Annotated in this window: 24 protein-coding genes, 1 pseudogene and 1 riboswitch; of the genes and pseudogenes, 14 read left to right on the top strand and 11 right to left on the bottom strand. The window is 71.1% G+C overall.

Annotation, left to right across the window (positions count from 1 at the left end):
- Nucleotide 1 precedes the first annotated feature (1 nt).
- The 3 genes from NFT33_RS03055 to NFT33_RS03045 all read right to left on the bottom strand — a co-directional run bounded on the left by NFT33_RS03055 (nt 2) and on the right by NFT33_RS03045 (nt 5,365).
- Complete coding sequence (locus NFT33_RS03055) at nt 2–1,525, bottom strand: chemotaxis protein CheW (RefSeq protein WP_251673090.1); 1,524 nt, start codon at nt 1,523–1,525, stop codon at nt 2–4.
- Entirely contained in the window at nt 1,522–3,885 is a 2,364-nt protein-coding gene (locus NFT33_RS03050) for a methyl-accepting chemotaxis protein (RefSeq protein ID WP_251673088.1), read from the bottom strand. Before NFT33_RS03050 ends, NFT33_RS03055 begins: the two co-directional genes overlap by 4 nt.
- 160 nt (nt 3,886–4,045) lie before the next feature.
- Nucleotides 4,046–5,365 (bottom strand): acetyl-CoA hydrolase/transferase family protein, encoded by a 1,320-nt coding sequence (locus tag NFT33_RS03045; protein WP_149503197.1) that lies wholly within the window; start codon nt 5,363–5,365, stop codon nt 4,046–4,048.
- Nucleotides 5,366–5,506: 141 nt separating this feature from the next.
- On the opposite strand from NFT33_RS03045, the gene NFT33_RS03040 reads away from it, so the two are divergent.
- Nucleotides 5,507–6,364 (top strand): 23S rRNA (adenine(2030)-N(6))-methyltransferase RlmJ, encoded by an 858-nt coding sequence (locus NFT33_RS03040; RefSeq protein WP_220785245.1) that lies wholly within the window; start codon nt 5,507–5,509, stop codon nt 6,362–6,364.
- Nucleotides 6,365–6,400: 36 nt separating this feature from the next.
- Here NFT33_RS03040 and NFT33_RS03035 read toward each other — a convergent pair whose 3' ends face one another.
- Nucleotides 6,401–6,952: a cytochrome b/b6 domain-containing protein gene (locus NFT33_RS03035; RefSeq protein ID WP_246607001.1), complete on the bottom strand. Its 552-nt coding sequence runs from the start codon at nt 6,950–6,952 to the stop codon at nt 6,401–6,403.
- 7 nt (nt 6,953–6,959) lie between these two features.
- Nucleotides 6,960–7,229, bottom strand: a complete 270-nt coding sequence (locus tag NFT33_RS03030) for a PepSY domain-containing protein (RefSeq protein ID WP_375139024.1) — start codon at nt 7,227–7,229, stop codon at nt 6,960–6,962.
- Nucleotides 7,230–7,509: 280 nt separating this feature from the next.
- On the opposite strand from NFT33_RS03030, the gene NFT33_RS03025 reads away from it, so the two are divergent.
- A complete protein-coding gene (locus NFT33_RS03025) occupies nt 7,510–7,809 on the top strand; it encodes a hypothetical protein (RefSeq protein ID WP_251673086.1) in 300 nt (99 codons plus the stop codon).
- A 13-nt stretch (nt 7,810–7,822) separates the two neighbouring features.
- Here the strand turns inward: NFT33_RS03025 and NFT33_RS03020 are convergent, their stop codons facing one another.
- The 4 genes from NFT33_RS03020 to NFT33_RS03005 all read right to left on the bottom strand — a co-directional run bounded on the left by NFT33_RS03020 (nt 7,823) and on the right by NFT33_RS03005 (nt 12,093).
- Nucleotides 7,823–8,779 carry a cation diffusion facilitator family transporter gene (locus NFT33_RS03020; protein WP_251673083.1) on the bottom strand — a complete coding sequence of 319 codons (957 nt, stop codon included), beginning with the start codon at nt 8,777–8,779 and terminating at the stop codon, nt 7,823–7,825.
- A gap of 117 nt (nt 8,780–8,896) precedes the next feature.
- A complete protein-coding gene (locus tag NFT33_RS03015) occupies nt 8,897–9,520 on the bottom strand; it encodes a bifunctional 4-hydroxy-2-oxoglutarate aldolase/2-dehydro-3-deoxy-phosphogluconate aldolase (protein ID WP_251673081.1) in 624 nt (207 codons plus the stop codon).
- 36 nt (nt 9,521–9,556) lie between these two features.
- Nucleotides 9,557–11,377 (bottom strand): phosphogluconate dehydratase, encoded by a 1,821-nt coding sequence (gene edd / locus NFT33_RS03010; protein WP_251673079.1) that lies wholly within the window; start codon nt 11,375–11,377, stop codon nt 9,557–9,559.
- A 185-nt stretch (nt 11,378–11,562) separates the two neighbouring features.
- On the bottom strand, nt 11,563–12,093 hold the full coding sequence (locus tag NFT33_RS03005) for an OmpA family protein (protein ID WP_251673077.1): 531 nt from the start codon (nt 12,091–12,093) through the stop codon (nt 11,563–11,565).
- A 14-nt stretch (nt 12,094–12,107) separates the two neighbouring features.
- On the opposite strand from NFT33_RS03005, the pseudogene NFT33_RS03000 reads away from it, so the two are divergent.
- Nucleotides 12,108–12,707, top strand: a pseudogene (locus tag NFT33_RS03000) (gamma-glutamylcyclotransferase); the annotation flags it as partial.
- Nucleotides 12,708–12,752: 45 nt separating this feature from the next.
- On the opposite strand, the gene NFT33_RS02995 reads toward NFT33_RS03000, so the two are convergent.
- Complete coding sequence (locus NFT33_RS02995; RefSeq protein WP_251673075.1) at nt 12,753–13,415, bottom strand: nucleotidyltransferase family protein; 663 nt, start codon at nt 13,413–13,415, stop codon at nt 12,753–12,755.
- 161 nt (nt 13,416–13,576) lie between these two features.
- On the opposite strand from NFT33_RS02995, the gene pdxH reads away from it, so the two are divergent.
- Nucleotides 13,577–14,215 (top strand): pyridoxamine 5'-phosphate oxidase, encoded by a 639-nt coding sequence (gene pdxH / locus NFT33_RS02990; RefSeq protein WP_251673074.1) that lies wholly within the window; start codon nt 13,577–13,579, stop codon nt 14,213–14,215.
- A gap of 163 nt (nt 14,216–14,378) precedes the next feature.
- The gene (locus NFT33_RS02985) at nt 14,379–15,173 is read left to right on the top strand and encodes a YdcF family protein (protein ID WP_251673072.1); all 795 of its coding nucleotides are present in this window, start codon (nt 14,379–14,381) and stop codon (nt 15,171–15,173) included.
- Here NFT33_RS02985 and NFT33_RS02980 read toward each other — a convergent pair.
- Nucleotides 15,170–16,765, bottom strand: coding sequence for a UbiD family decarboxylase domain-containing protein (locus tag NFT33_RS02980; RefSeq protein ID WP_251673070.1), 1,596 nt, complete (start codon nt 16,763–16,765; stop codon nt 15,170–15,172). The genes NFT33_RS02985 and NFT33_RS02980 overlap by 4 nt on opposite strands.
- A 280-nt stretch (nt 16,766–17,045) precedes the next feature.
- Here NFT33_RS02980 and NFT33_RS02975 point away from each other — a divergent pair, with 280 nt between their 5' ends.
- From NFT33_RS02975 to ribD, 9 genes are all read left to right on the top strand, one after another.
- Nucleotides 17,046–17,984 carry a lytic transglycosylase domain-containing protein gene (locus tag NFT33_RS02975; protein WP_251673068.1) on the top strand — a complete coding sequence of 313 codons (939 nt, stop codon included), beginning with the start codon at nt 17,046–17,048 and terminating at the stop codon, nt 17,982–17,984.
- A 49-nt stretch (nt 17,985–18,033) separates the two neighbouring features.
- Nucleotides 18,034–18,156, top strand: a riboswitch (ZMP/ZTP riboswitch).
- Between the two features lie 58 nt (nt 18,157–18,214).
- The gene (gene glyA / locus NFT33_RS02970; RefSeq protein ID WP_149503185.1) at nt 18,215–19,468 is read left to right on the top strand and encodes a serine hydroxymethyltransferase; all 1,254 of its coding nucleotides are present in this window, start codon (nt 18,215–18,217) and stop codon (nt 19,466–19,468) included.
- Nucleotides 19,469–19,491: 23 nt separating this feature from the next.
- The gene (gene nrdR, locus NFT33_RS02965; RefSeq protein WP_037481268.1) at nt 19,492–19,935 is read left to right on the top strand and encodes a transcriptional regulator NrdR; all 444 of its coding nucleotides are present in this window, start codon (nt 19,492–19,494) and stop codon (nt 19,933–19,935) included.
- 114 nt (nt 19,936–20,049) lie between these two features.
- A complete protein-coding gene (locus NFT33_RS02960) occupies nt 20,050–20,595 on the top strand; it encodes a prepilin-type N-terminal cleavage/methylation domain-containing protein (RefSeq protein ID WP_220785233.1) in 546 nt (181 codons plus the stop codon).
- Nucleotides 20,589–21,062 (top strand): type IV pilin protein, encoded by a 474-nt coding sequence (locus tag NFT33_RS02955; protein ID WP_251673066.1) that lies wholly within the window; start codon nt 20,589–20,591, stop codon nt 21,060–21,062. The genes NFT33_RS02960 and NFT33_RS02955 overlap by 7 nt, the downstream gene beginning before the upstream one ends.
- Nucleotides 21,063–21,065: 3 nt before the next feature.
- A complete protein-coding gene (locus NFT33_RS02950; RefSeq protein ID WP_251673064.1) occupies nt 21,066–21,773 on the top strand; it encodes a hypothetical protein in 708 nt (235 codons plus the stop codon).
- Nucleotides 21,757–23,022 (top strand): hypothetical protein, encoded by a 1,266-nt coding sequence (locus NFT33_RS02945; RefSeq protein ID WP_251673063.1) that lies wholly within the window; start codon nt 21,757–21,759, stop codon nt 23,020–23,022. The genes NFT33_RS02950 and NFT33_RS02945 overlap by 17 nt, the downstream gene beginning before the upstream one ends.
- On the top strand, nt 23,019–24,239 hold the full coding sequence (locus tag NFT33_RS02940) for a hypothetical protein (RefSeq protein WP_251673061.1): 1,221 nt from the start codon (nt 23,019–23,021) through the stop codon (nt 24,237–24,239). Before NFT33_RS02945 ends, NFT33_RS02940 begins: the two co-directional genes overlap by 4 nt.
- Nucleotides 24,240–24,296: 57 nt before the next feature.
- The gene (ribD, locus tag NFT33_RS02935; RefSeq protein WP_376744117.1) at nt 24,297–25,478 is read left to right on the top strand and encodes a bifunctional diaminohydroxyphosphoribosylaminopyrimidine deaminase/5-amino-6-(5-phosphoribosylamino)uracil reductase RibD; all 1,182 of its coding nucleotides are present in this window, start codon (nt 24,297–24,299) and stop codon (nt 25,476–25,478) included.
- The last annotated feature ends 79 nt before the right edge of the window (nt 25,479–25,557 follow it).

The following is a 25,557-nucleotide window of genomic DNA, read 5'->3' as shown; positions in this document are numbered from 1 at the left end:
TTCAGGCCACGCGCTGCTGCAGCGCCCGGGCAATGCGCTGCAGATCGACCACCTGCAGCATGCGGCGTGAATCGCCTTGCCCGACCTGCACCAGCTGGCGCGAGTGGATCGCCTGCGTCAGCGGGTCGCGGCTGTCGCCCAGCGCCGGCAGCGCGGGCTCCCAGTCGGCGGGCTCGATGCTGCGCAGCATCGGCACCGCGAAGCCCAGCTGCTCGCCCGCATCGGCCTCGACCACCAGCACGCTGACCGCCGGACCGACCTCCGGTGGCGGCAGGCCATGCAGCCGGCTCAGGCACATCACCGGAATCGATCGGCCGCGGTGCGCGACCAGCCCGAGCATCGCGCCGCCCACCTCGAGCACCGCGATCTCGCAGCCGAAAGGCAGGATCTCGCGGATCTGGCCGATCGGGGTGGCCACCTCGCGGCCGAGCTGGTAGGTCACCATCGCGCGCTGGCCGGCGGCCTGCAGGGCGGCGGTGGCCGCGCCATCCATCGCCAGCGATGTATCGACCCCGCGCAGCGCCGCCACCGGCCGGCCGCTGGCGGCCAGCGCCTGCAGACCAGCATGGCCCTGCAGCCCCTGCGGGCTCAGCACCAGGAACTGCTGCACCGAAGATGGCAGCAGCGCGCGCACCTCGTCGGTCAGCGCCTGGATGACCAGCCCCCCCTCGAACAGCTCGCGCCGCGGCAGCGCGAACGCCGGCACCGGCAGCACCGCGTCGTCATCGACACGCACCACATCGAGCACCCGATCGATCAGGAAAGCCACCAGCCCCGCCTCGAGCCGCATCAGGAAGGCCTGCTGCAGCGCACCTGCCGGGCGCTCCAGCCGGCCGAGCCCGCACAGCGCCGGCAGATCGACCACCGGCACCTCCTCGCCCGCATGCTCGAGCACGCCGACGCAGGCACCGGATCCGGCCAGCACCGAGGCACACACCTGCGGCGAGGGCAGCGTCGCATGCACCGCCATCGCCGGCAGCGCCAGCGGCACGCGGCCGCACAGCAGCAGCAGCATCGGCAGGCCGGAGGCCAGCGGCTCGTCGCCGATGCTGCCGTCATGCACCCGCTGGCGCTGCGGCTCCGGATCCTCGACGCGCGGCAGCCCCGGCAGCGCCAGCAGCGCCGCCGGCGACAGCACGCTGAGCAGGCTGCCGTCATCGGCGCGGCGCAGGCTGCCGGCCATCAGCCCGTCCTGCGCCGCACGGTTCAGGCGCTGGCCCTCGCTGCGGAACACGCCCGTCACGCCCTCGCACAGCAGGCCCAGGATCAGGCCGTCATGGATCACCAGCACGACGCAGGGCCAGTCGAGCGGATCGGCGGCCAGCCCGATCAGCGGCCGCAGATCCAGCACCGGCACCAGCACGCCACGCAGGTCGATCGCGCCGAGCAGCCCCTCGGCCCGTGCCGGCAGACGCTCGAGCCGGCCGCAGGGCACGACCTCGCGCAGCGCGCTCATCGGCAGCGCCAGCTGCAGCCCGCCGATCCGCAGGCCGCCGAAGTCGCCGGCCGGATCGATGCCGCTCACGACTTGACCGATCCGGTCAGCGAGACGATCAGCCCGGAGACCTCGCCGGCCAGACGCCGCTGGCCCTCGGTGGCCTGCGCGATCTCGGACACGCTGGTGCGGGTGCGCCCGACGCTGCTCATGATGCCCTCGAAGCTGCGTGCAGCCTCCTTGCTGACCTCCGCGCCCAGGCCGACCTGCATCACCGACTCCTCGATCAGCTTGGCGATCTCGCGCGCGGCCACCGAGCTGCGCTCGGCGAGCTTGCGCACCTCGCCGGCCACCACCGAGAAGCCCACGCCGTGCTGGCCGGCGCGCGCCGCCTCGATCGCGGCATTGAAGGCCAGCAGATTGGTCTGGCTGGCGATCTCGCCGATGACACGCACGATCTCGGAGACCCGCACCGAGCTGGCCTGGATGCTGCCGATGGTCTCGATCGACTTCTGCAGCGCCGTGAAGCCGCCCTGGGCGGCACAGGCGGCATCGCCGGCCATCTCGGCGGCAACGCCGGAGTTGCGCGCGATCTCGGTGATGCTGGCGGCCAGGCTGGCCACGCTCTCGCTCATCTCGGCCGACTTGGCGGCGATGCGCTTTTCCAGCTGCACCTCCTTGGTCACGTCGAAGGCGTACTTGACGATCTTCACCACCCGGCCGTTGAGGTCGAGAATCGGGTTATAGGTCGCCTGGATCCAGACATCGCGGTTGTACTTGCCCACCCGGTGGAAGCGGCCGCTGAGGAACTGGCCCTCGCCCAGTTTCAGCCAGAAGTCGCGGTATTCCTCGCCCTGGGTGTATTCGGGCGTGCAGAACATGCTGTGGTGCATGCCCTGGATCTCGCGCAGCGTGTAGCCCATCGCGGCGAGGAAATTGCGGTTGGCGCTCAGCACCCGGCCGTCGAGATCGAACTCGATCACCGCCTGGCCCAGGTCGATGGCCTGGACCTTGGCGACGAACTCGGCATTGCGCAGCTTGGCCTCGGTCACGTCGCTGGCGAACTTGACCACCTTCACCGGATGGCCGCGCCGGTCGAGGATCGGGTTGTAGGTGGCCTGGATCCAGATCTCGCGCCCGTCCCGGCCGATGCGCTTGTACTCGTCGGCGAAATACTCGCCGCGCGACAGCCGCTCCCAGAAGATCTGGTACTCGCTCGAGCTGACCTCGGCCGGGGCCACGAACATGCGGTGATGGCGCCCGATGATGTCCTCGGCCTTGTAGCCGAACAGGCGCAGGAAGTTGTCGTTGGCCTGCAGCACATGGCCCTGCAGGTCGAACTCGATCACCGCCTGGGCACGATCGATCGCACCGAGCTTGCCCGCGGCATCGAGCCGCGAGAGCTGATCCTGGGTGATGTCCTGGGCCACGACCAGCACTTTCTGCAAGGTGCCGTCGATGCCGGTGACCGGGCTGCGCGTCGAGGAAAACCAGACCTCGCGCCCGCCCGCTGCGCGCCGGCGGAATGCGCCCTGCGCCATGCGTCCGGCCCGCAGGCCCTGCCACATCGCCTCGTAGTCGACGCTGCGGGCATCCTCCTCGAACAGGATGCAGCTTTCATGTCGTCCGACCAGATCCTCTGACGGGGTGGACAGGGCCCGGCTCATGCCCTCGTTGACCGACAGGATGATGCCCTCCCGGTCCAGCACCAGCACGCAGCTGGTGGCGGAAACCGCCGACATCATCACCTGGGTCTCGACCGCCTTGAGCTTGCTCTCGGTGATGTCGCTGCAGTACTTGATGACCTTGGCCGGCTGACCGTCCGGCGAGAGAATCGGGTTGTAGCTGGCCTGGATCCAGAGGCGACGGCCATTGCGCCCAAACCTCAGGTACTCGCCCGAAGCGGTCTCGCCCCGCCCCAGCCGCTGCCAGAACTGCCGGTACTCGGGCGAGCGCTGCTCCTCGCTGTCGACGAAGAGGCGGTGGTGCTGGCCCCGGATCTCGTCGAGCCGGTAGCCGGTCAGCTTCAGGAAGGTCTCGTTGGCATCCAGGATGTTGCCCGACAGATCGAACTCGATGATGCCGTGGGAGCGCGAGATCGCCTCGAGCTTGCACTGGTTCTCGACCGACTGGGTCTTGGCCTCGGTCACGTCGCGCGCCAGGATCAGCGCGTGGCTGGCGTGGCCGAGTGTGTCCTTCACCGGCAGCATCGACAGCGCCATCCAGGTGGTGCGGGCCTGGGGTCCGACATGCTCGAAGGTGCGCATCACCGGCTCGCCGGCGGCCAGCCGGGCCAGCACGCCGTCCACCCCGACCTCGTCGGCCCGGATGCTCGAGCAGAAATGCCGATAGGGCTGGCCCAGCACCTCCTCGCGGCGGCTCTCGAAATGCGCGAGAAAGCAGTCGTTGACGCTGCGGATCGTGCCGTCGAAGTCGATCTCGACCAGCATCAGGCTGGCATCGATCGCGGCAAAGCTGGCTTCAGTGAGGTGGGGGTGTTCATCGGCGGGGCGGACGGAGTCGTTCGAGGGCTCGAGGATTCTTCGCAGCCCTCGCCCCCCTCGATCGCTGGATCAGCCCCCGGTTTTTGCCGCTGTCAGGTCAGGGATGTCAAAACAGCGCCATGCGCCGCGCCGCCTCGCGCAGTTCGCTGCGGAAGTCCGGATGCGCGATGGCGATCAGCGCGGCGGCACGCTCGCGCAGCGAGCGCCCGCGCAGCTGCGCCACCCCATGCTCGGTGACGACATGGTTCACATCGTTCTTGCCGGTGGAGACGAAGCTGCCCGGCGAGAGCACCGGCACGATGCGCGAGACGGTGCCCGAGCGGGCGGTCGACGGCAGCACGATGATGCCGCGCCCGCCCTCCGAGCGATTGGCCGCGCGCATGAAGTCGCCCTGCCCGCCGGTGCCGGAAAACGGCGTCGGCCCGAAGCTCTCCGAGCAGCACTGCCCGGCCAGATCGATCTGCAGCGAAGCGTTGATCGCGACCAGGTTGTCGTTGCGCCCGGCGATCGCCGGATCGTTGGTGAAGTCGACCGGGTGCATTTCCAGCATCGGATTGCGGTGCATCGCGCGGTAGAGCCGCGCGGTGCCCATGCCGAAGGTGGCGACGATGCGCCCGGGCATGAAGTTCTTGCGCCGGCAGGTGACCGCGCCGCTCTCGACCAGCGACCACAGGCCGTCGCCCATCATCTCGGTGTGGATGCCCAGGTCGCGCTTGTCGTGCAGCTGGGTCACCACCGCGTCCGGGATGCTGCCGTAGCCCAGCTGCAGCGTGTCGCCGTCGCGCACCAGGCCGGCCACATGCGCGCCGATGGTGCGCTGCACCTCGTCGATCTGCGGCAGGCCGACCTCGCGCAGCGGCGCGCTGCTCTCGACGAGCGCGCTCACCTGCGAGATGTGCACATGGCAGGCCCCGAAGGCGAAGGGCACGTTCGGGTTGACCTCCAGCACCACCTCGCGGGCACGCTCGATCGCCGCCATCGTGAAGTCCGGGCTCAGGCTGATCGAGAAGAAGCCGTGCTCGTCCATCGGCGAGGCCAGCGTCATCACCACATCGCAGCGCTGCTCGCCACGGCGGATCAGTCGCGGAATCTCCGAGAAATGGCAGGGCACCTGATCGACCCAGCCGGCGGGAAAGCCGGCGCGGATCGCCGCGCTCAGGAACAGCGAGCGCGCCCGCAGCCGCGACGGATCGGGCTCCTGCATGTAGCCCTGCGGCGCCAGCGGCAGCAGCTGGCTGATCGTCACGTCGGAGAGCCGGTCACGCCGCGCCGACAGCGCGCGCAGCAGCTCGGGCGGCTCGCCGACGGCGGACGCCGCCAGCACGGTGTCGCCGTCGCGCACCCGCGCGGCGATCACCTCGTCGGCCCGGCCCAGCCGGTCCCGGTAGAGCGACTGGGGCGATGCAGGGGTGGGGACTCGGTTCATTCGCTGTTTCTCCTGGGCTCCGAGGCTGGGCCGTCCGGCCCATTCTAGGAAGCACCTGCCTGCAGCAGGGGGCCGGACAGTCACCCTTGCGTCACCGGTTACATCGGTGTTTCATGCGGCGATCCCGGCGACAATCGCGCCATGCTCGCCTATCGCCACGCCTTTCATGCCGGCAACCATGCCGACGTCCTCAAGCACCTCGTCCTGACCCAGGTGCTGCGCTACATGACGCAGAAGGACAAGCCCCTGACCCTGATCGACACCCACGCCGGCGCCGGCGGCTACGGCCTCGACAGCAACCATGCCCGCAAGCATGCCGAATACGACGACGGCATCGGCCGCCTCTGGGGCCGCAACGACCTGCCTGCCGGCCTGGCCGACTATGTGAGCCTGGTGAAGTCCTTCAACCCGGACCCGGCCCGGCTGATGCGCTATCCCGGCTCGCCGACGCTGGCGAAGATGCTGCTGCGCGCCGATGACCGCATGCGCCTGTACGAGCTGCACTCGACCGACTTCCCGCTGCTGCAGGAGACGATGGCCGAGCGGCGCGAGACCGCGGTGATGAACCGCGACGGCTTCGGCGCGCTCAAGGCCGACCTGCCGCCGCCCTCGCGCCGCGCGGTGGTGCTGATCGACCCGTCCTACGAGATCAAGACCGACTACGCCAAGGTGGTCACCGCGGTGCGCGAGGGCCTGGAGCGCTTCGCGGATGCGGTGATCCTGGTCTGGTACCCGCAGCTGCAACGGCTGGAGCCCCGGGAAATGGTCAGCCGGCTCAAGGCCGCGGCCAACCAGGGCGCTCGCCGCGGCTGGCTGCATGCCAGCCTGACGGTGGCCGCGCCGACCAGCGACGGCTTCGGCATGCTGGGCTCGGGCATGTTCGTGATCAACCCGCCCTTCGTGCTGCAGCAGACGCTGGCCGAGTCGCTGCCGCTGCTCAAGCGCGAGCTGGCCCAGCATGACGGCGCGAGCTTCGCGCTGGAGCACGGCGCGCGCTGAACGCGGCGTGGCACGGGCCGCCCGGGGGGCGGCCGCTCAGTGCGGTCGGCGCCGCTTGATGCCGCTGACCATCGCGGCGACCAGGTTGGTGCGCTCGACCATGCTCATCAGCAGCGCCGCGGCCACATGCACGCCGGCCAGGCCCAGCAGGGCCTCGGCCAGCTCCTCATGCAGCTCCTGCAGCCACTCCTCGCCCCAGAAGGCGTCGGTGGTCTGCAGCCAGCCGCTGGCGCCCAGCGCCAGCACCACCGCCAGCAGCGCCAGCATCATCAGCGCGCCCAGCGGGTTGTGCCCGACCTGCGCGCCGTGGCGGCCGGCCAGCAGATCGGCCAGATGGGCTCGCAGCCGCGCCGGCGTCGGCCAGAAGTCGGCGAAGCGCGCATGCCGCGTGCCGACGAAGCCCCAGACGATGCGCGCCAGCACCAGCGCGCTGGCCGCGTAGCCGATCCACTGATGGACCTGCTCGCCATCGTCGATGACGAACTCGTTGAGCGCGATGCAGGCCACCAGGCCCCAGTGGAAGATCCGCACGAACGGATCCCACACCCGGACCTCGTCGGGCTCCAGTTCGGACGGCAGCGTGCTCACCTTGACCTCACTTGGACTCGAGCACCGCGGCCGTGGCCGGGTCGAAGTAGATCTCGACCTTCTTGCCGGCCTTGTCGAAGCCGTAGATCTCGTAGCACTCGCCCTTGGTGACCTTGAAGTTCTTGATCTTGTAGCCCTCGGCCTCGAGCTTGGCGCGGAAGTCGGCCTCCTTCATCCAGGTCTCCTTGGGCACCTTGCAGGTCGGGCCGGCCACGGCAGCGGTGGAGGCAAAGGCGGCCAGCACGGCCAGCAGGGACAGGGAACGCAGCATCGTCATGGAATCGTCCTCGGAAGGAATGAGAGGGTTTCTGGAGCCCTCATTGCATTCGCCCGGGGTGAAGCGGAACTGAAGCTGTCGGAAGAAATGCGAAGCCCTGCCGACACCCCCACACAAGCACGCCGACGGCGCGACGACCCCCATGAACAGAGGGGCTCCCTTTGCTCTTTTTGACAGCCCTGACGCTGGATTCGGCAAATTTACACATTTATCATCAAAGCAACCATGAAATGCGGTTCGGTACCTTACCCGTCCGATCCACACCCCAGAGGAGCCTGTGATGAACCTCGTGCTTGGACCGATCGCCCTGCCCGCCGTGCGCCAGGCCATCTGGCTGCTCGTGCTGCTGCAGGGGGTGGCGATGATGCTGCTGACGCTGCTGATGATCCATCTGCCCGGCCTGAGCCCGGGCGTCGAGAAGTCGCTGTTCGGCGCGTGGGTGATGCTGGTGGGCGTGCCGATCGCCTTCACCCCGCTGCTGCACCCGCATCGGCAGGCCTCTCACCTGCTCGCCTTCGGCCTGGGGCTGCCGCTGCTGCAGGTGCTGGCCTCCTGGCTGGCGCAGATGATGCTGATCTGAGCCGCCGCGGACCTCAACGCCCGGACAGGGGGCCGGTGTCGTGATCGCGGTCGGGGCGCCGCCACGGATCGACATGGATCATCAGGCTCAGCACCGGATGGGCCTGCATGACACGGCGGCGCGCCTCGACGGCGATGTCGTGGCCCGCCTCGACGCTGAGGGTGGCCTCGACCTCCAGATGCACATCGGCCGCGATCAGGTCGCCCATGCGGCGGGTGCGCAGTTCATGCACCCCGATGACGCCGGGCGTGGCGGCCAGCGTGGCGTGAATGGCCTCGATCTGGTCGGCCTCGACCGCGCGGTCCATCAGATCGTTGATCGCATTCCAGCCGAAGGTCCAGCCCATGCGGGCCACCAGGAAGCCGACGATCAGCGCCGCGACCGGATCGAGCAGGGGATAGCCGGCCAGGTTGCCCGCGATGCCCAGTCCCACCACCAGCGAGGACGCCGCATCCGAGCGTGAGTGCCAGGCATTGGCCGCCAGCATGCTCGAGCGCACCCGGCGCGCCACCGCCATCAGGTAGCGGAACAGCGCCTCCTTGGCCACCAGCGTGGCCACCGCGATCCACAGCGCCAGCGGCGCCACCGGCTCGATCGCGGCGGGCTGCTGCAGCCGGGCCGCCGCCGAGCCGACCATGCCCAGCCCGACGCCCAGCAGCAGCAGACCCAGCGCCAGCGAGGCAGCGGTCTCGAAGCGCTGGTGGCCGTAGGGATGGTCGGCGTCGGCGGCCTTGCGGCTCTGCCGTCCGGCCAGCAGCACGATGAAGTCCGACAGCAGGTCCGACAGCGAGTGGATCGCGTCGGCCACCAGCGCCTGGGACTTGGCCTGCACACCGACCACCAGCTGCAGCACCGTCAGCGCCAGGTTGACCGCGACGCTGATCCAGGTGCTGCGCGAGGCCGCCAGGGCACGGGCCTCGCGCAGCGTGGCCTCGTCTTCATGATCGTCGGGCGGGGGAGAGATGAGCATCAGGCGCCTGACCGGGAGGGCCCCGGCCTTGAAAACAGGAAGGCCCTGATTCTCGCGCCCGCACTGAAGCGCGGGTGAAGAAGCGCTGCGGATCCGGTGTCCACAGCGCGCGACGGATCAGCCGCGCAGCGCCTGGGCCTCGGCCGCCAGCCGGGTGATGCGCGCCCAGTCGCCGGTCTTGACCGCGTCGGCCGGCGTCAGCCACGAGCCGCCACAGACCTTCACGTTGGGCAGCGACAGGAACTGCGGCGCGGTCTCCAGCGTGATGCCGCCGGTCGGGCAGAACACCACATCGTGGAAGGGGCTGGCGAAGGCCTTGAGCAGGTTCACGCCGCCGACCGCGGTGGCCGGGAACAGCTTCAGGAAGCGGTAGCCGTCGGCATTGGCCATCATGACCTCGCTGGCGGTGGACACGCCCGGCAGCAGCGGCAGGCCGATGTCCAGGCAGGCACGGCCGATCTCGGGGGTGTAGCCCGGGCTGACCGCGAACTGGCAGCCGGCGTCCTTGGCCGCCTGCGCGTCGGCGATCGAGCGCACCGTGCCGGCGCCGACGATGGCCTCGGGCACCTCGGCGATCATCGCCTTGATGCAGTCCAGCGCTGCCGGCGTGCGCAGCGTCACCTCCAGCACCTTGACACCGCCGGCGACCAGCGCGCGGGCCAGCGGCACCGCGTCCTCGACGCGGTCGATGACGATGACGGGAATGACGGGGCCGTGGCCGGCCAGATCGAGGGTGTTCATGGGGAGACTCGCGGTTCGTGAGGGTTCAAGGCCCGGTCAGAGCCAGGTGACGGCGCCTTCCTCGGCGCTCAGCACGTTGCGGCGCATGCCGCCGAAGAGTTCACGGCCCAGGCCGTGCGCGGCGTCGTCGGCCAGGTCGGCCGGGCGATCCTCGATGGCGCGCGCAGCCCATTCGTCGGCGCCCACCAGCGCGTCGAGCGTGCCGGCCACCGCGTCGACGCGCACGATGTCGCCGCTGCGCACCTTGCCCAGCGGACCGCCGCCCAGCACCTCGGGGCTGACATGGATCGCCGCCGGCACCTTGCCCGACGCGCCGCTCATGCGCCCGTCGGTCACCAGCGCGACGCGGAAGCCCTTGTCCTGCAGCACCGCCAGCGGCGGCGTGAGCTTGTGCAGCTCCGGCATGCCGTTGGCGCGCGGGCCCTGGAAGCGCACGACCGCGACGAAATCGCGCTCGAGCTCGCCGCGCTTGAAGGCCTGCTGCAGCGCCTCCTGGCTGTCGAAGACGATGGCCGGCGCCTCGACCACATGGCGGTCCTCGGGCACGGCGCTGACCTTCATGACGCCGCGGCCGAGGTTGCCGGCCAGCAGCTTCAGGCCGCCGCTCTCGCTGAAAGGCGCGTCGGCGGTGCGCACGATCTGGTCGTCGATCGGGGTGGCCGGCAGGTCGCGCCAGGCCAGCGTGCCGTCGGCCTGCGACTGCGGTACGCGGCCGTAGGTGGCCATGCCGCCCTCGGCCACCGTCAGCACATCGCCGTGCAAGCAGCCCGAATCGAGCAGCTCGCGCAGCACGAAGCCGGGGCCGCCCGCAGCCTGGAACTGGTTCACGTCGGCCTTGCCGTTCGGATAGACCCGCGCCAGCAGCGGCGTGGCGGCCGACAGTTCGGAGAAGTCGGTCCAGTCGATGACGATGCCGGCCGAGCGCGCCACCGCCACCCAGTGGATCAGGTGGTTGGTCGAGCCGCCGGTGGCCAGCAGCGCCACCATCGCGTTGACGATGCAGCGCTCGTCGACCAGCTCGCCGATCGGGGTGTAGCGTGCGCCGCCCTTGCGGATGGCCAGCACGTTGCGCACCGCCTCGCGGGTGAGCTGCTCGCGCAGGCCCTCGTGCGGGTGGATAAAGGCGGCGCCCGGCACGTGCAGGCCCATCGCCTCCAGCAGCATCTGGTTGGAGTTGGCGGTGCCGTAGAAGGTGCAGGTGCCGGCGCCGTGGTAGGCGGCGGACTCGGCCTCGAGCAGCTTGTCGCGCCCGACCAGGCCTTGCGCGAACTGCTCGCGCACCTTGGACTTCTCGCTGTTGGACAGGCCGGTCGACATCGGCCCGGCCGGCACGAACACGCAGGGCAGATGGCCGAAGTGCAGCGCGCCGATCAAGAGGCCCGGCACGATCTTGTCGCACACGCCCAGCAGCAGCGCCGCGTCGAACACATCGTGCGTCAGGCCCACCGCGGTGGCCATCGCGATGTTGTCGCGCGAGAACAGGCTCAGCTCCATGCCCGGCAGGCCCTGGGTGACGCCGTCGCACATCGCAGGCACGCCGCCGGCGACCTGCACCGTGGCGCCGAGGCGGCGCGCCTCGTCGCGGATCAGCGCCGGGAAGCCCTCATAGGGCTGGTGCGCCGACAGCATGTCGTTGTAGGCGGTGATGACGCCGATGTTGGGCGCCTTCTCGGCCACGACGCGGAACTTGTCCGAGCCCGGCAGCGCCGCGAAGGCGTGGGCGACGTTGGCGCAGCCCATCCGGTCGGCCCCGCGCGGACGCGCAGCGATGGCACGCGTGCGCGCCAGATAGGCCTGGCGCAGCGGCTGGCTGCGTTCGCGGATGCGGGCGGTGATGTCGGCGATCTGGGATTTCATGGCGTTGGGCTGGCCTGGAACGGCCGTGAAACTTTCGGACGATTACAGCGTAACCGGGTTACATCGTCAAATCATTCGCCACCTGACCACGCAAGAAAAAGGCCCGGTGCCGCATGCATTTGCGGCGCCGGGCCTGTGCAGGCCGTCAGCGCATCAGGTTCGGCGCGTCGGACCCGCGCGCCGACTCAGGGCGCGTCGACGATGCGGATCTCCACCCGACGGGCCTCGCGGTCGGTGCCGCTGCCGGTGGTGCTCTCGGGCTTGCGCATCAGCACCTGCTGCAGCGGCACGCCCGCGACCACCAGCGCGGCGCGCACGGCCTTGGCGCGCTGCTTGGCCAGTTCGGCGTTCATCGCCGGATCGCCGGTCGAGTCGTGATAGCCCGACAGCAGCACGCGGCGGGCGCCATCACCGGCCAGGGCCTTGACGACTTCGGCCAGCGCGGCCGCGTCCTCGGCGCCCACCGAAGCGGAGCCGGTCTCGAAATACAGCACCGCCAGCGCCGGGCCGGTCGGGGTCAGGTCGACCAGCACATCGGCGGCCTCGGCGCTCGCGCCGGAAGCCGCGGCCACGGCCGTCGGAGCGGCCGGCGCCGACGGGCTCTTCAGGCTGCGGGTCACCGCGAAGCCCAGCACGCCCAGCAGCAGCACCGCCACGCTGGTGAACACCATCCACAGGCCGACCTTGCGGCTGTCGTCACGATCGTCGTCACTCATTCGGAACCTCCTCGATGTTGATGAACGCGGCAGTTTACGGTGACAAACATCACGCTTTCTTGACTTTGGGAGGGGTCGTCTCGGCCTTGTGGCAACAGCACCACTGCCCCGACACTGTCCGCATGGACCTCGCTCGCCTTCACGACGATCTGGATGATCTGCTGACCCGCGGCCTCGGTTTCCGGGTCTTCGCCTACGGCTCGCTGCTGTGGCGGCCCGCCTTCGCGCCGGTCGAATGCCTGACGGCCCGGGTGCAGGGCTGGCACCGGGCGCTGCGGATGCGCTCGCGGGTCAACCGCGGCACGCCGGACTGCCCCGGCCTGGTCTTCGCGTTGCTGCCTGGGGGTTCCTGCCGGGGCGAGCTGCACCTGGAAGAGGCCGGGCGAGCCCATGCGACGCTCGATGCGCTGTGGGAGCGCGAGATGCCCGGCGGCGGCGTCTACCAGCCGCGCTGGCTGCAGGCCCTGACCCCGCAGGGCCGGCTGCCGGCGCTGGCCTTCACGCTGCCCCCGCGCCATCCCAGCCATGTCGGCCGGCTCGACGACGCCGCGCTGCTGCGCATCCTGGCGCAGGCGCGCGGCCGCTACGGCAGCACGCTCGACTATCTGCTGCGCACCGCCGAGCGGCTCGACCAGCTCGGCATTCGCGATGCCGAGGTGTCACGCCTGGTCGGTCTGGCGGAGCGGCACGGGCTGACGGACCGAGAACGCCGGCTCGGCCGCGATCAGCCGCTCGAGATCCTCGCGGGTGTCGATGTCGATCAGCACGCCGGGGTCGCCCGTCTCGACCGGGAATGAGGGATAGCGGGCCAGCAGCCGGCGCAGCCCCTGGTCGCCGCTCAGGCGCGACAGCTCGTTGTACATCTCGGCGGCCAGACCGATGGGATGGCCGGCACGGCCCAGGTGCTGCGCGCAGGCGATCGGCGCCGCGCCCTGCCCGACCGCACGGGCCATCAGCTGCAGCGTCTGGGGGCGCACGCGCGGCATGTCGCCGGGCAGCACCAGCCAGCCGCAGGCCTGGGCCCGGGCGGTCACGCCGGCGGCGATCGAATAGCCCGCGCCCAGCGGCTCGCGGCTGGCCGAGCCGACCGGCGGCAGCAGCACGATGTCGCGCGAGGCCACCACCTCGCGCACCAGCCCGACCAGCGGCGCCACCGTCACCACCACCAGTGGCAGCCCCGAGCCCAGCACCGCTTCCAGCGTGTGCGCCAGCACGCTGGCACGGCCCAGCGGACTGGCCAGCTTCGGCGTCGTGCCGGCAAAGCGCCGGCCGGCCCCGGCCGCCAGCACCACCACCGTGGGCAGCGTGCGTGCCGGACTCATGGCCGGCCCCCACGGCCGCGTCGAAAATGCTGCACTGCGATCATGACCGCTATCGGACCCGACAAGCGCTGCCACAGGAAGTGGTGCCTTCACTTAAGGAGGATCACTAGCCGCCCGGGCCGCGACCGCGGCGACGCTCCAGGTTGGCGCATACTGGCGCCATGAAGGACATCGCCCATCTGCGCAAGAGTTACGAAAGCGGCGAACTCGACGAGGCCCAGGCCGGATCGGAGCCGCTGCAGCAGTTCGAACAGTGGTTTCAGGCGGCGCTCGACGCCGGCGTGCCCGAACCCAACGCGATGACGCTGGCCACCGTCGGACCGGAGGGACGGCCGTCGACCCGCATCGTGCTGATCAAGGACTACGACGCCCGCGGTCTGGTCTGGTACACCAACTACGACAGCCGCAAGGGCCGCGAACTCGCCGGCCACCCCTGGGCGGCGCTGCAGTTCCACTGGGTCGAGATGGAGCGGGTGGTGCGCATCGAGGGCCGGGTCGAGCGGGTCGCCGAGGCCGAGTCGGACGCCTACTACGCCTCGCGGCCGCTCGATTCGCGCCTGGGCGCCTGGGCCTCGCCGCAGAGTCAGCCGATCACCTCGCGCGCGGTGCTGGTGAGCAATGCGGCCAAGGCCGCGGCGCAGCATGGCCTGAACCCGCCGCGGCCGCCTCACTGGGGCGGCTTCCGGCTGGATCCCGACCGCTGGGAGTTCTGGCAGGGCCGCAAGTCGCGCCTGCACGACCGGCTGGTCTACCAGCGCGAGCCCGACGGCCGCTGGCAGCGCCAGCGTCTGGCGCCCTGAAACCACCTGGTCCGCGGTGCGCCTTGCCACCGACAGCGCAGCGGATCGCAGTGAATAGTTGGCGTCGAGCTTGTTGTGAATTGTTGATTGCCGGATCCTGAAGCGGGGCTGAGCTTGGAGAATCGCAGCGTTACCAGACCTGCATCACTCCCACGTCACCTCCGTGCTCGATCCCTCCTGGAAACCGACCCTCTCCGCGCTGCTGCAACCCCCGGCCAGCCTGCTGCTGATGATTCCGGCCGGCCTGTGGCTGCAGCGCCGCCCGGACTGGCGGCGCTGGGCCGGGCGGCTGATGATCGGCACGGCCCTGCTCGGGCTGTGGCTGATGTGCTCCAGCGGCACCGCCCTCTGGCTGCAGGATCAGGTGCTGCGCCCACCGCCGGCACTCAGCCCGCCCGAAGTGCGTGCCCTGATGCGCAGCCCGAAGACCCCTCCGAGCGCCATCGTGGTGCTGGGCGCCGGCCGCCATCGGCTCTCGCCGGAATACGGCAGCTCGATGCTGACGCAGCAGGCGATGGTGCGGCTGCACTATGGCGTGTGGCTGGCGCGGCGCACCGGCCAGCCGCTGGCCTACAGCGGCGGCGTCGGCTGGGGCCAGTCCGGCGAGGTCACCGAGGCCGAGACCGCCGCGCGCATCCTGATGGACGACTACGGCAGCCGGCTGCGCTGGACCGAGTCACGCTCGCGCGACACCCGCCAGAACGCCCGGCAGCTGGTGCCGATGCTCGAGGCCGACGGCGTGCGACGCATCATCCTGGTGACCCATGCCGTGCACATGCCCCGGGCGCTGCGCGCCTTTCGCGATGCCGCCGGCACCCGCCTGGTGATCGTGCCGGCCCCGGTGGCCTTCATCACCCCGGACGAATCCGGCCTGCTCGAATGGATGCCCAGCGCGCACGGCTACCGGCTCACCCATGACGCGCTGCACGAGCTGCTCGGGCTGATCACCCGGAACTAGCCCCGCGGGCCCGCCGACTGGCCGATCGTCGGCGCGACCAGCCGGCCCCAGAGCGCATCCATGCGTGCGGTCACCGCGCGATCCATCTCGATCGTGCGGCCCCACTCGCGGTCGGTCTCGCCGGGCCACTTGTTGGTCGCGTCCAGCCCCATCTTGCCGCCCAGGCCCGACACCGGCGAGGCGAAATCCAGATAGTCGATCGGGGTGTGCTCGACCAGCGTGGTGTCGCGCACCGGGTCCATGCGGGTGGTGATCGCCCAGATCACCTCCTGCCAGCTGCGGATGTCCACGTCGTCGTCCACCACCACGATGAACTTGGTGTACATGAACTGGCGCAGGAAGCTCCACAGGCCGAACATCAGCCGCTTGGCGTGGCCCGGATAGGCCTTCCTCATGCTGATGACCGCCATGCGGTAGCTGCAGCCCTCCGGCGGCAGGTAGAAGTCGACGATCTCCGGGAACTGCTTCTTCAGGATCGGCACGAAGACCTCGTTGAGCGCCACCCCCAGCACCGCCGGCTCGTCGGGCGGCTTGCCGGTGTAGGTCGAGTGGTAGATCGGGTCACGCCGCATCGTCATGCGCGTGATCTCGAACACCGGAAACCAGTCCTGCTCGTTGTAGTAGCCGGTGTGGTCGCCGTACGGCCCCTCCAGCGCGTGCAGGTAGCCGTCCTTCTCCTTCAGCGGCACGCCGTGCTCGCTGACGCCCTCGAAGCCGGGCTCGGCCGGCGGGATGTGGCCCTCCAGCACGATCTCGGCGCTGGCCGGCACCTGCAGCATCAGGCCGCCCTCGCCCACCTGGCTGTCGGCCAGTTCGGTGCGCCCGCCACGCAGCAGGCCGGCGAACTGGTATTCCGAGAGACTGTCAGGTACCGGGGTCACCGCGCCGAGGATCGTGGCCGGATCCGCCCCCAAAGCCACCACGATCGGAAAGGGCTTTCCACGATTTGCGTGAACGAATTCGCGGAAATCCAACGCTCCGCCGCGGTGAGCGAGCCAGCGCATGATGACCTGACGCCGCCCGATCACCTGCTGGCGGTAGATGCCCAGGTTCTGGCGCCGGCGCGGCCGGGGCACCGACTGCGGACCGCGGGTCACCACGAGGCCCCAGGTGATCAGCGGTGCCACGTCGCCGGGCCAGCAGTGCTGCACCGGCAGCCGGCCCAGATCGACCTCCGGCCCCTCGATCACCTGCTCCTGGCAGGCGGGCCGGCGCACCACCGCCGGCTTCATGTCCCACAGGGTTCGTGCCATCTGCCACAGCTGGCCGGCATCCTGGAGCCCCTTCGGGGGCTCGGGCTCCTTCAGACGCGCCAGCAACTCGCCGATGTCGCGCAGCGCAGCCACGCTGTCGGCCCCCATGCCGAAGGCGACACGCTCCGGCGTGCCGAACAGATTGGTAACTGCAGGTGTCGTGAATTTTTGTGCACCACGCACCGGATTGGTGAACAGCAGCGCCGGACCGCCAGCGCGCAAGGTGCGATCCGAGAGCCAGGTCATTTCCAGATCGGTCGAGACGGGCTCTTTCACTTCCAGCAGCTGTCCCCGGGCTTTCAGGGCGGCGAGGAAGTCTCTCAGGTCACGGTATTTCATGATCTACGGTTATGAAGAATGAGTCTTTTATTGTTGACCGGTTATTTTGGCGACTTCTAGAATCCAGCCGTTCATTGACGAAGGGGCTTGTGGCCTGCCGCGCAACGCGCAGCTGCCCCGGACAATCGCACCGTCAGGTCAGGGGAGAAGGTCGCCGCAAGAGCGACTGGCGACAGGAAGGCACCGCGCGACTGCGGGCCCTGGAACGCGGGACCGTCGACGGATTATCAAGGCGCCAGCCCATGGCCACACGGCGCCTGCAGAAATGGGAAGGAGTTGCATGAGTGCATCCCGCTCTTGGGCACGCGTTCGCGCGGGCGCCCTGAATTCGGCACGGGTGTTCGTCAGCGATCTGGGCAACGGACTGATGGTCGTCAGCCACAGCAGCCTGGCCGTCATCGGTCTGGCGGTGCTGGCCGCGGCCTTCGTGATCGGCGGCCGGGCCGATGTGCGCGGCCTGCTCGAGGAACGTGCGCTGGACTGGCTGGTCTCGCGCCAGGAAGCCCGCTCCGCGGATCCGTCCGAGACGCTCGACACCGCCAGCCTGCTCGGCCCGGGCGACATCTCGGCGGTCGACCGTGCCACCGCGATCGATCCGAGCGAACTCAACCGCCAGCAGGCGGTGGTCGCGCAGTGGCTGTCGCGCCGCTACAGGGTCGCGCCGGAGCCGGTCGGCCGGCTGGTCCAGGAAGCCTGGTCGCTGGGCCAGCGGGTCGGCCTGGAGCCGACGCTGATCCTGGCCATCGTGGCGATCGAATCCTCGTTCAATCCTTTTGCGCAGAGCTCGGTCGGTGCCCAGGGTCTGATGCAGGTGATGACCCGGGTGCATGACGACAAGTACGTCGCCTTCGGCGGCAACCATGCCGCCTTCGATCCGCTGACCAATCTGCGCGTGGGCGTGCAGGTGCTGAAGGACTGCATCGCCAAGGCCGGCTCGGTCGAGGGCGGCCTGCGCCACTACGTCGGCGCCGCCAACCTGGCCAGCGACGGCGGCTACGCCTTCAAGGTCATGGCCGAGCAGGAATTCATGCAGCAGCTGCTGCGCGGCCGCTCGGTGCCCACCACCGCGCGACTGCCAGTGCCGCCGGTGGCGCCGCCCGAGGCCGCAGGCAGCAACGGTGCGCCGATGACCCCGGTGCAGCCCGGTGTGCAGCCGGGCGGCTCGCCTTCGGCCGCAGCCACCGGCACGACCCCCCGCCTCGCCGCGCTGGGCTACTGAGTGGGCGGCCGCCCCAGGCGCCAGCCTGAGGCCGTCTTCCTGTAAACTCGCCCGACCACGCAACTGGCGTTCAAGGTCCGCATCGGGCCGAGGTGGGCAACCACCGGGGAGCGTGGTCGCCGCAGGCGCATCGGCTTGCGGCGGTTTCTTGCCGTGCGCCTGGGCAGCCCGATCCGACCTCCGAAGCGGGCCGGAACGGGTCCAGAATCTCCCGACAGGACTGCCGCATCATGTTTGACCGCGCCATTCACTCGCTGGCCGCCATCGACCCCGAAATCAACGCCGCGATCGAAGCCGAAGTGCTCCGCCAGGAAGAGCACATCGAGCTGATCGCCAGCGAGAACTACACCTCGCCGGCCGTCATGGCCGCGCAGGGCAGCCAGCTCACCAACAAGTACGCCGAAGGCTATCCGGGCAAGCGCTACTACGGCGGCTGCGAGCATGTCGACGTGGTCGAGCAGCTCGCCATCGACCGCGCCAAGCAGCTCTTCGGCGCTGAATTTGCCAACGTGCAGCCGAACTCCGGCTCGCAGGCCAACCAGGCGGTGTTCTTCGGCCTGCTGCAGCCCGGCGACACCATCATGGGCCTGAGCCTGGCCGAAGGCGGCCACCTGACCCACGGCATGCCGCTGAACATGTCGGGCAAGTGGTTCAAGGTCGTCTCCTACGGCCTGAACGCCCAGGAAGACATCGACTACGACGCGATGGAGCGTCTGGCCCACGAGCACCGCCCCAAGCTCATCATCGCGGGCGCCTCGGCGTTTGCGCTTCGCATCGACTTCGAGCGCTTCGCCCGGGTCGCCAAGGCGGTCGGCGCCTACTTCATGGTCGACATGGCCCACTACGCCGGCCTGATCGCCGCGGGCGTCTACCCGAACCCGGTGCCGCACGCCGACGTGGTCACCACCACCACGCACAAGACCCTGCGCGGCCCGCGCGGCGGCCTGATCCTGATGCGCGGAGAGGAAGTCGCCAAGAAGATCAACTCGGCGATCTTCCCCGGCATCCAGGGCGGCCCGCTGATGCATGTCATCGCCGGCAAGGCGGTGGCCTTCAAGGAAGCGCTGAGCCCCGAGTTCAAGGCCTACCAGGAACAGGTGGTCAAGAACGCCGCTGCGCTGGCCGAGACGCTGACCGCGCGCGGCCTGCGCATCGTCAGCGGCCGCACCGAGAGCCATGTCATGCTGGTCGACCTGCGCCCGAAGGGCCTGACCGGCAAGGAAGCCGAGGCGCTGCTGGGCCGTGCCCACATGACCTGCAACAAGAACGGCATCCCGAACGACCCGCAGAAGCCCTTCGTCACCAGCGGCATCCGTCTGGGCAGCCCGGCCTTCACCAGCCGAGGCTTCAAGGAAGAGCAGTCGCGTCTGGTCGCCAACCTGATCGCCGACGTGCTGGACGCACCGAACGACGAGGCGGTGATCGAGCGCGTCAAGGCGCAGGTCGCGCAGCTGACCCGCGACTTCCCGGTCTACCGCGGCTGAGGCCGGGCGGCGACGCCCTCCCGATGCGCTGCCCCTACTGCGGTCACCAGGAAACCACCGTCGTCGAGACCCGCGCGTCCGACGAGGGTGACGCGATGCGCCGGCGACGGCGCTGCAGCGGCTGCGACAAGCGCTTCACCACCTACGAGCGCGCCGAGCTGGCGATGCCGGCGGTAGTGAAGAAGAACGGGGCACGCAGCGAGTTCGACCGCGCCAAGCTGCGCGCGTCGATGATGCTGGCGCTGCGCAAGCGCAATGTCAGCGTCGACCTGCTCGACGCGGCGATCGCCCGCATCGAGAACACCCTGTTCACCAGCGGCGAGAGCGAGGTCGGCACCTCGCAGATCGGCGAGCTGGTGATGCGCGAACTCAAGCGCCTCGACAAGGTCGCCTATGTGCGCTACGCCTCGGTCTACCGCCAGTTCGAGGATGTCGACGCGTTCAGCCAGCTGATCCGCGAGATCTGATCGCTCCGCGGCGTGCGGCGCCGCTCATCCCGACCGCCGCCATCCCCCCACGGCGGGATCGTCGCATGCGGTCCCTCGCACGCAGACTGGGCCTTCCTTCTCAGGGAGGTCCGCATGACATCTCGCCCCGCCCCGGGCCTGACGCTGCCCGAGCTGCTGCTGGTGCTGGCCCTGCTCGGGCTGCTGGCCGCGCTGGCCCTGCCCTCGCTGGCCGAGCAGCTGCACCGGCGCCGCCTGATGGCCGCCTCGGCCGCGCTGCTGGCTGACCTGCAGCTGCTGCGCGAAGCCACCACCGCACGACACCGGCTGCTGCGCCTGAGCCTGCACGACCTGCCCGAGGGCAGCTGCCGGCTGATCCATGACGGCGATGCCGCCGACTGCCGCTGCGAGGCCGATGCGCGCCATCAGCCCCAGGTCGAATGCCGCGCCGGCACCCAGCTGCTGCGCGCCACGCTGCTGCCGCGCAGCCAGGGCCTGGTGCTGCGCGCCAATGTCGCCAGCCTGCGCGCCGAACCCCGTCACGGCACCATCACCCCGACCGGCACGATCGAGCTGACCGGCAGCCGCGGCGGGCCGGTGCTGCGCCATGTGGTCAACATCCTGGGCCGCACCCGGCTGTGCACGCCCGCCTTGCCGCTGCCCGGCGTGCCGCGATGCTGAGCGCGCAGCCCCGGCCGCCCGCACCCGCCCGCGGACTGACGCTGATCGAGATGGTCGTGGTGCTGACCCTGCTGGCCCTTCTGGCCGCGATCGCGCTGCCGTCCTGGCAGCAGCAGCTGCAGCGCGGCCGCCGTGGCGACGCCATCGCCGCGCTGGCACGCATCGAGCTGGCCCAGCAGGACTGGCGCAGCCGCCATGCGCAGTTCGCGCAGACGCTGGCGGCCGACGGCCTGGCGCTGCCCGCCCTGAGCCCCGCAGGCCACTACCGCGTCGCGATCGCGACCGACGGGCCCGACCCGGCCAGCGGCTACCGCGCGGTCGCGCAGGCGATCGGCGCCCAGCAGGGCGACAGCGCCTGCCTGTGGATGGCGATCGAGCTGTCGCAGGGCGAACTGCGACCGCGCTCCGGCCCGGACCCGCGCCTGGGCAACGCCGCCGCCGAAAACCGCGACTGCTGGAGGCCCTGAGCGATGCGATGCCGGGGTGTCGCGCTGATCGAGCTGATGCTGGCCTGTGCGCTGGCGGTGGCGCTGGGCGCCTCCGCACTGCATCTGGTGGTGGCGCAGATCGACGAGCAGCGCCGGCTGCAGCGCATGATCCGCATCGAGCAGGAACTGCGCGCCGCCGCCGACCTGATCGTGCGCGACCTGCGTCGCGCCGGCTACCGGGGCGATGCCGCCACCGCGGTGCTGCGCGCAGCGGACGGACAGGCGGTGCCGCCCAATCCCTATGCCGGGCTGGAGCGCGGCCTCGAAGCCGGCGCGAGCGCGCTCGGCCATGCCTACAGCCGTGACATCGCCGAGGACGGGCAGGTGGCCAACCATGAGCGCTTCGGCCTGCAATGGCTGCCGGCCGAAGGTCTGCTCGAGTGGCGGCTGTCGGGCAGCGCGCTGCAGCCGGCTGCACGCGATCACTGGCAGGCCCTGGTCGATCCGGCGCTGGTGCAGGTGACCGCACTGGCCATCGATCTCATCGAAGAGCGCCACTCGCTGCTGGCGCTGTGTGGTGCGGCGGCGGGCGGCTGCGGCGGCCAGGCGGGCTGCCCGCCCGAGCGCATCCGTCGCCAGGTGCGACTGCGCATCGAGGCCCGCGACCGGCAGGATGCCAGCCGGCGCCACCAGCTCGAGAGTCGGACCAGTCTGCGCAATGACGAGGTGCGCGGTGTCTGCCCGGCCTGAGCATCATGTCGGCCGGCGCCCGCAGCGCGGCCTGGGGCTGCTGGCGCTGGTGATGGTGCTGCTGCTGTGCGCGCATCTGGCGGTGCTCGGCGGGCAGCGGGCAAGGCTGTCGCAGCAGGCCGCCGCCGAGGCCCACCGCCAGGCGATCCAGGCCCGCGAGGCCGCCGAGGCCGGCCTGGCCTGGGTGCAGGCGGCGCTGAACGAGAGCAGGCCTCTGGACGAACACTGCGAGCCGGCGGCGACCTCCTCCGCCACCCGCCCGCTGCTGCGCGAGCGCTGGCTGACCGAGGTGCTGCGCACCGGCCCGGACAGCCTGCGGCCGGCCTGCCGTCTGAGCGCCGGCCGCTGGCACTGTCACTGCCCCGCGCTGGGCGCAGGTCGCCCGGCCGGGGCGGGAGACGGCCGGCTCGCGCCAGCCTTCGGCGTGCAGCTCGAGGCCGAGAACAGCGCGCGCAGCCTGTGGCGGGCCACGATCGACGGCTGCAGCCATGCCGCGCCCGACTGCGGCGCCCCCGATGCCGCCGAGCCGGCCGCCCGGCACCGCCTGCAGGTGCTGCTGGCCCCGCCGGGCGGTGCCGGATCGCCGCCTGAAGCCGCCGTCAGCGCGGTCGGGCGACTGCGGCTGGCCGGCACGGCGCTGGCCCTCCAGGGCGATCCGGCGCAGGCCGGCCCGGCGCTGCAGGCCGGCGGCGACATCCAGGTCGAGCCGCCAGCCCGCAGCCTCGGTCCGCCCGGAACGCCGGACGAAGCCAGCCGCCGCGCCGGCGATCCGCGCCTGGCCGAGGGCGCGGCTGCGCTGTGGCCGCGCCTGACCGGCCTGCCGGCCGAGGCACTGGCAAGCTCGCCGGGCTGGACGCGCATCGCCTGCGGTGGCGGCAGCGGCTGCAGCACCGCGACCGCCGCCGCGCTGGCCACCGGACAGCGACGGCTGTGGATCGACGGCGATCTGGACCTGGGCGGGCGCGACTGGGGCTCGCCGCAGCAGCCGGTGCTGCTGGCGGTCAGCGGCCGGCTGAGCGCCAGCGGGCCGTTCACCGCGCACGGCCTGCTGATCGGCGGCCGGGTCGATGTGGCGCCGACCGGCGGCGGGCGCAGTCGGCTGCAGGGCGCGCTGATCAGCCTGGGCGAGGCCCGCATCGACGGCGCGGTCGACCTGCGCCATGACCGCGCATTGCTCGAGCGGCTGATGCCGCTGCCCGGCGCGCTGCTGATGGTGCCGGGCAGCTGGTTCGACCCGCCACGCCGATGAGCACGCACATCCCCCGGATCCGCCCGCACGGCCTGGCGCTGATCGAGGTGCTGGTCGCGCTGCTGCTGCTCGGCCTGGGCAGCCTGTCGCTGCTGCGGCTGCAGGGCGGACTGCGACTGGGCGCCGACCTGAGCCGCCAGCAGGCCGAGGCGGTCCGCCTGGCCGCCGACGACCTGGAGACACTGCGGGCCGGATCCGCGGCCGCTGCGCCACCAGCCGTCCTCGACGGCGGCGCCTCGCCGATGCGGCTGCAGCGTCGCATCGAGGCAAGTGCGCTGCAGCGACTGGCATCGGTGAGCAGCCGCATCGACTGGCACGACCGCCACGGCCAGCCGCAGACGCTCGAGCTGGCCAGCCTGCGACTGCAGCCCCAGGCCGACCTGGCTGCGGCCACGCTGCTGGCACGCTCCAGCGGTGGCAGCGGTGGCACTGGCCGCAGCAGCGGCGCCGCGTCTGGCATCGCCAGCCCGGCCCGGCTGCCGCCGGGCAGCCAGGACCTGGGCGATGGCCGCCAAGCCTGGCGCGTGCGGCCGGACTCGACGCGGATCTGGGTCTTCGACAGCCGCAGCGCCACGGTGACGCAGCGCTGCGACCGGCCCGCTCCGCCGCCCGGCACGCCGGAGCGGCTTGATGCCGGCAGCCTGGGCGATTGCCGGGCCGTGTCCGGGCTGCTGCTGTCGGGCCATGTGCGCTTCGCTACCGGCACCGACATGCCGGGAGAAACCCAGGCCGAGCAGCCGGACAGCGCGATCCTGCCACTGGACCTGCGGCTCACGCTGAGCAGCACCGGCCACCCCACGCCCGCCTGGGAGTGCGTTCATGACGGACCGGACGGCATCAGCACGGACGACACGGGCGGCACGGCACGCAGCGCGATCGCCTACCACTGCCTGGTGCAGCCGGTCGCGGCCGCCTCGGGCAGCCTGCCGCGCTGGTCCGGCCGGCTCGATCTGGTGCCCCTGGGCTGGCTGCTGGCCGAGGGCAGCGCCACCGCCGGCCAGTCCGGACGCTTCCGGGTCTGCCGCTACAGCGCCGACCGGGACGGCAACGGCCGCATCGACGCGGCAGAGCATCCGGCCGTCTACAGCGCGGTGACGCTGCCGCTGGCCGGGCAGAACTTTCTCGTCGTCCGCGGCAGCGCACGCTGCCCGGTCGACACCGGCCCCTGGCCCTGGCCGGACCCGCTCGACGACAGCACGGTGGCGCACCAGCCCTGAGCCGAGCGCGCCTGTCGTGCCTGCACGCGCAGCAATGATGCGATGCACAATCCCGTCATGGATGCCCTCGACCCCACTCCGGACGACCTCCTCCCGGCCCCGCTGGCGCAGTTCAGTGCCCGTGACCAGATCGCGATGGCCGAGGCGCTGGACCTGGCCGCCCAGGCCATCGGCCTGACCGAACCCAATCCGCGCGTCGGCTGCGTGCTGACCGCGCCCGACGGGCAGGTCATCGGCCGCGGCCACACCCGCGAGGCCGGCGGCCCGCATGCCGAGGTGGTCGCGCTGCGCGAGGCCCGCGCCGCCGACCACGATCTGCGCGGCGCCACCGCCCATGTCACGCTCGAGCCCTGCAGCCACCACGGCCGCACGCCGCCATGCGCCGACGCGCTGGTCGAGGCCGGCCTGGCACGGGTGGTGATCGCCGCGCTCGACCCCAATCCGCTGGTGGCCGGCCGTGGCGTGCGCCGGCTGCGCTCAGCCGGCATCGAGGTGGTCCACGGCCTGATGGCCGAGGCCTCGCGCGAGCTCAACATCGGCTTCTTCTCGCGCATGCTCCGCGGCCGGCCCTGGGTGCGCATGAAGGTTGCCGGCAGTCTGGATGGCCGCAGCGCCTTGCCCGACGGACGCAGCCAGTGGATCACCGGCGCGGCCGCGCGTGCCGACGGCCATGCCTGGCGGCGGCGCTCAGGCGCGATCCTGACCGGCGTGGGCACGGTGCTCGACGACGACCCCCGCCTGGACACCCGCCTGGCGACCGATCCCTGGGGCCGGCTGCCGCTGCGGGTGGTGCTCGACAGCACGCTGCGCACGCCGCCAACCGCACGCCTGCTCGATGCGCCAGGCCGCGCGCTGCTGCTGTGCCGGCCCGCCGCCCTCGAGGACGAGGCGCGTGTCGCGGCGCTGCGGCGCGAGGGCGTCGAGATCGAGGCGGTCGCACCCGGCGCCGACGGCCGCCCCGACCTCGCTGCGGTGCTGGCGCTGCTGGCACGGCGCGGCATCAACGAGCTGCATGTCGAGGCCGGCGCGCGGCTCAACGGCGCGCTGCTGGCCGCCGGTCTGGTCGACGAGCTGCTGGCCTATGTCGCGCCGGTGCTGCTCGGCGAGGGCCGCGGGCTGGCCGCCTTCGGGCCGCCCGCGACGCTGGACCAGGCCTGGCGACTGGCGCTGCACGACGTCGCACGGGTCAGCGAGGACGTGCGACTGATCGGCCGGCCGTCGGGTGCGTCCGCGCCCTAGGTTCTGTTAACGCAAATTGACAAGACTGCGAATCTGGCGTGAGACTGTCGCAATGCAACTGACTCGCGAGCAATTCGAT

The sequence above is a fragment of the Sphaerotilus sp. FB-3 genome (genome assembly GCF_023706025.1).
In the GTDB taxonomy this organism is placed as follows: Bacteria; Pseudomonadota; Gammaproteobacteria; order Burkholderiales; family Burkholderiaceae_C; genus Sphaerotilus; species Sphaerotilus sulfidivorans.
Note: the sequence above shows the minus strand (reverse complement) of the source record. Positions and strands in the feature narration are given on the sequence as shown.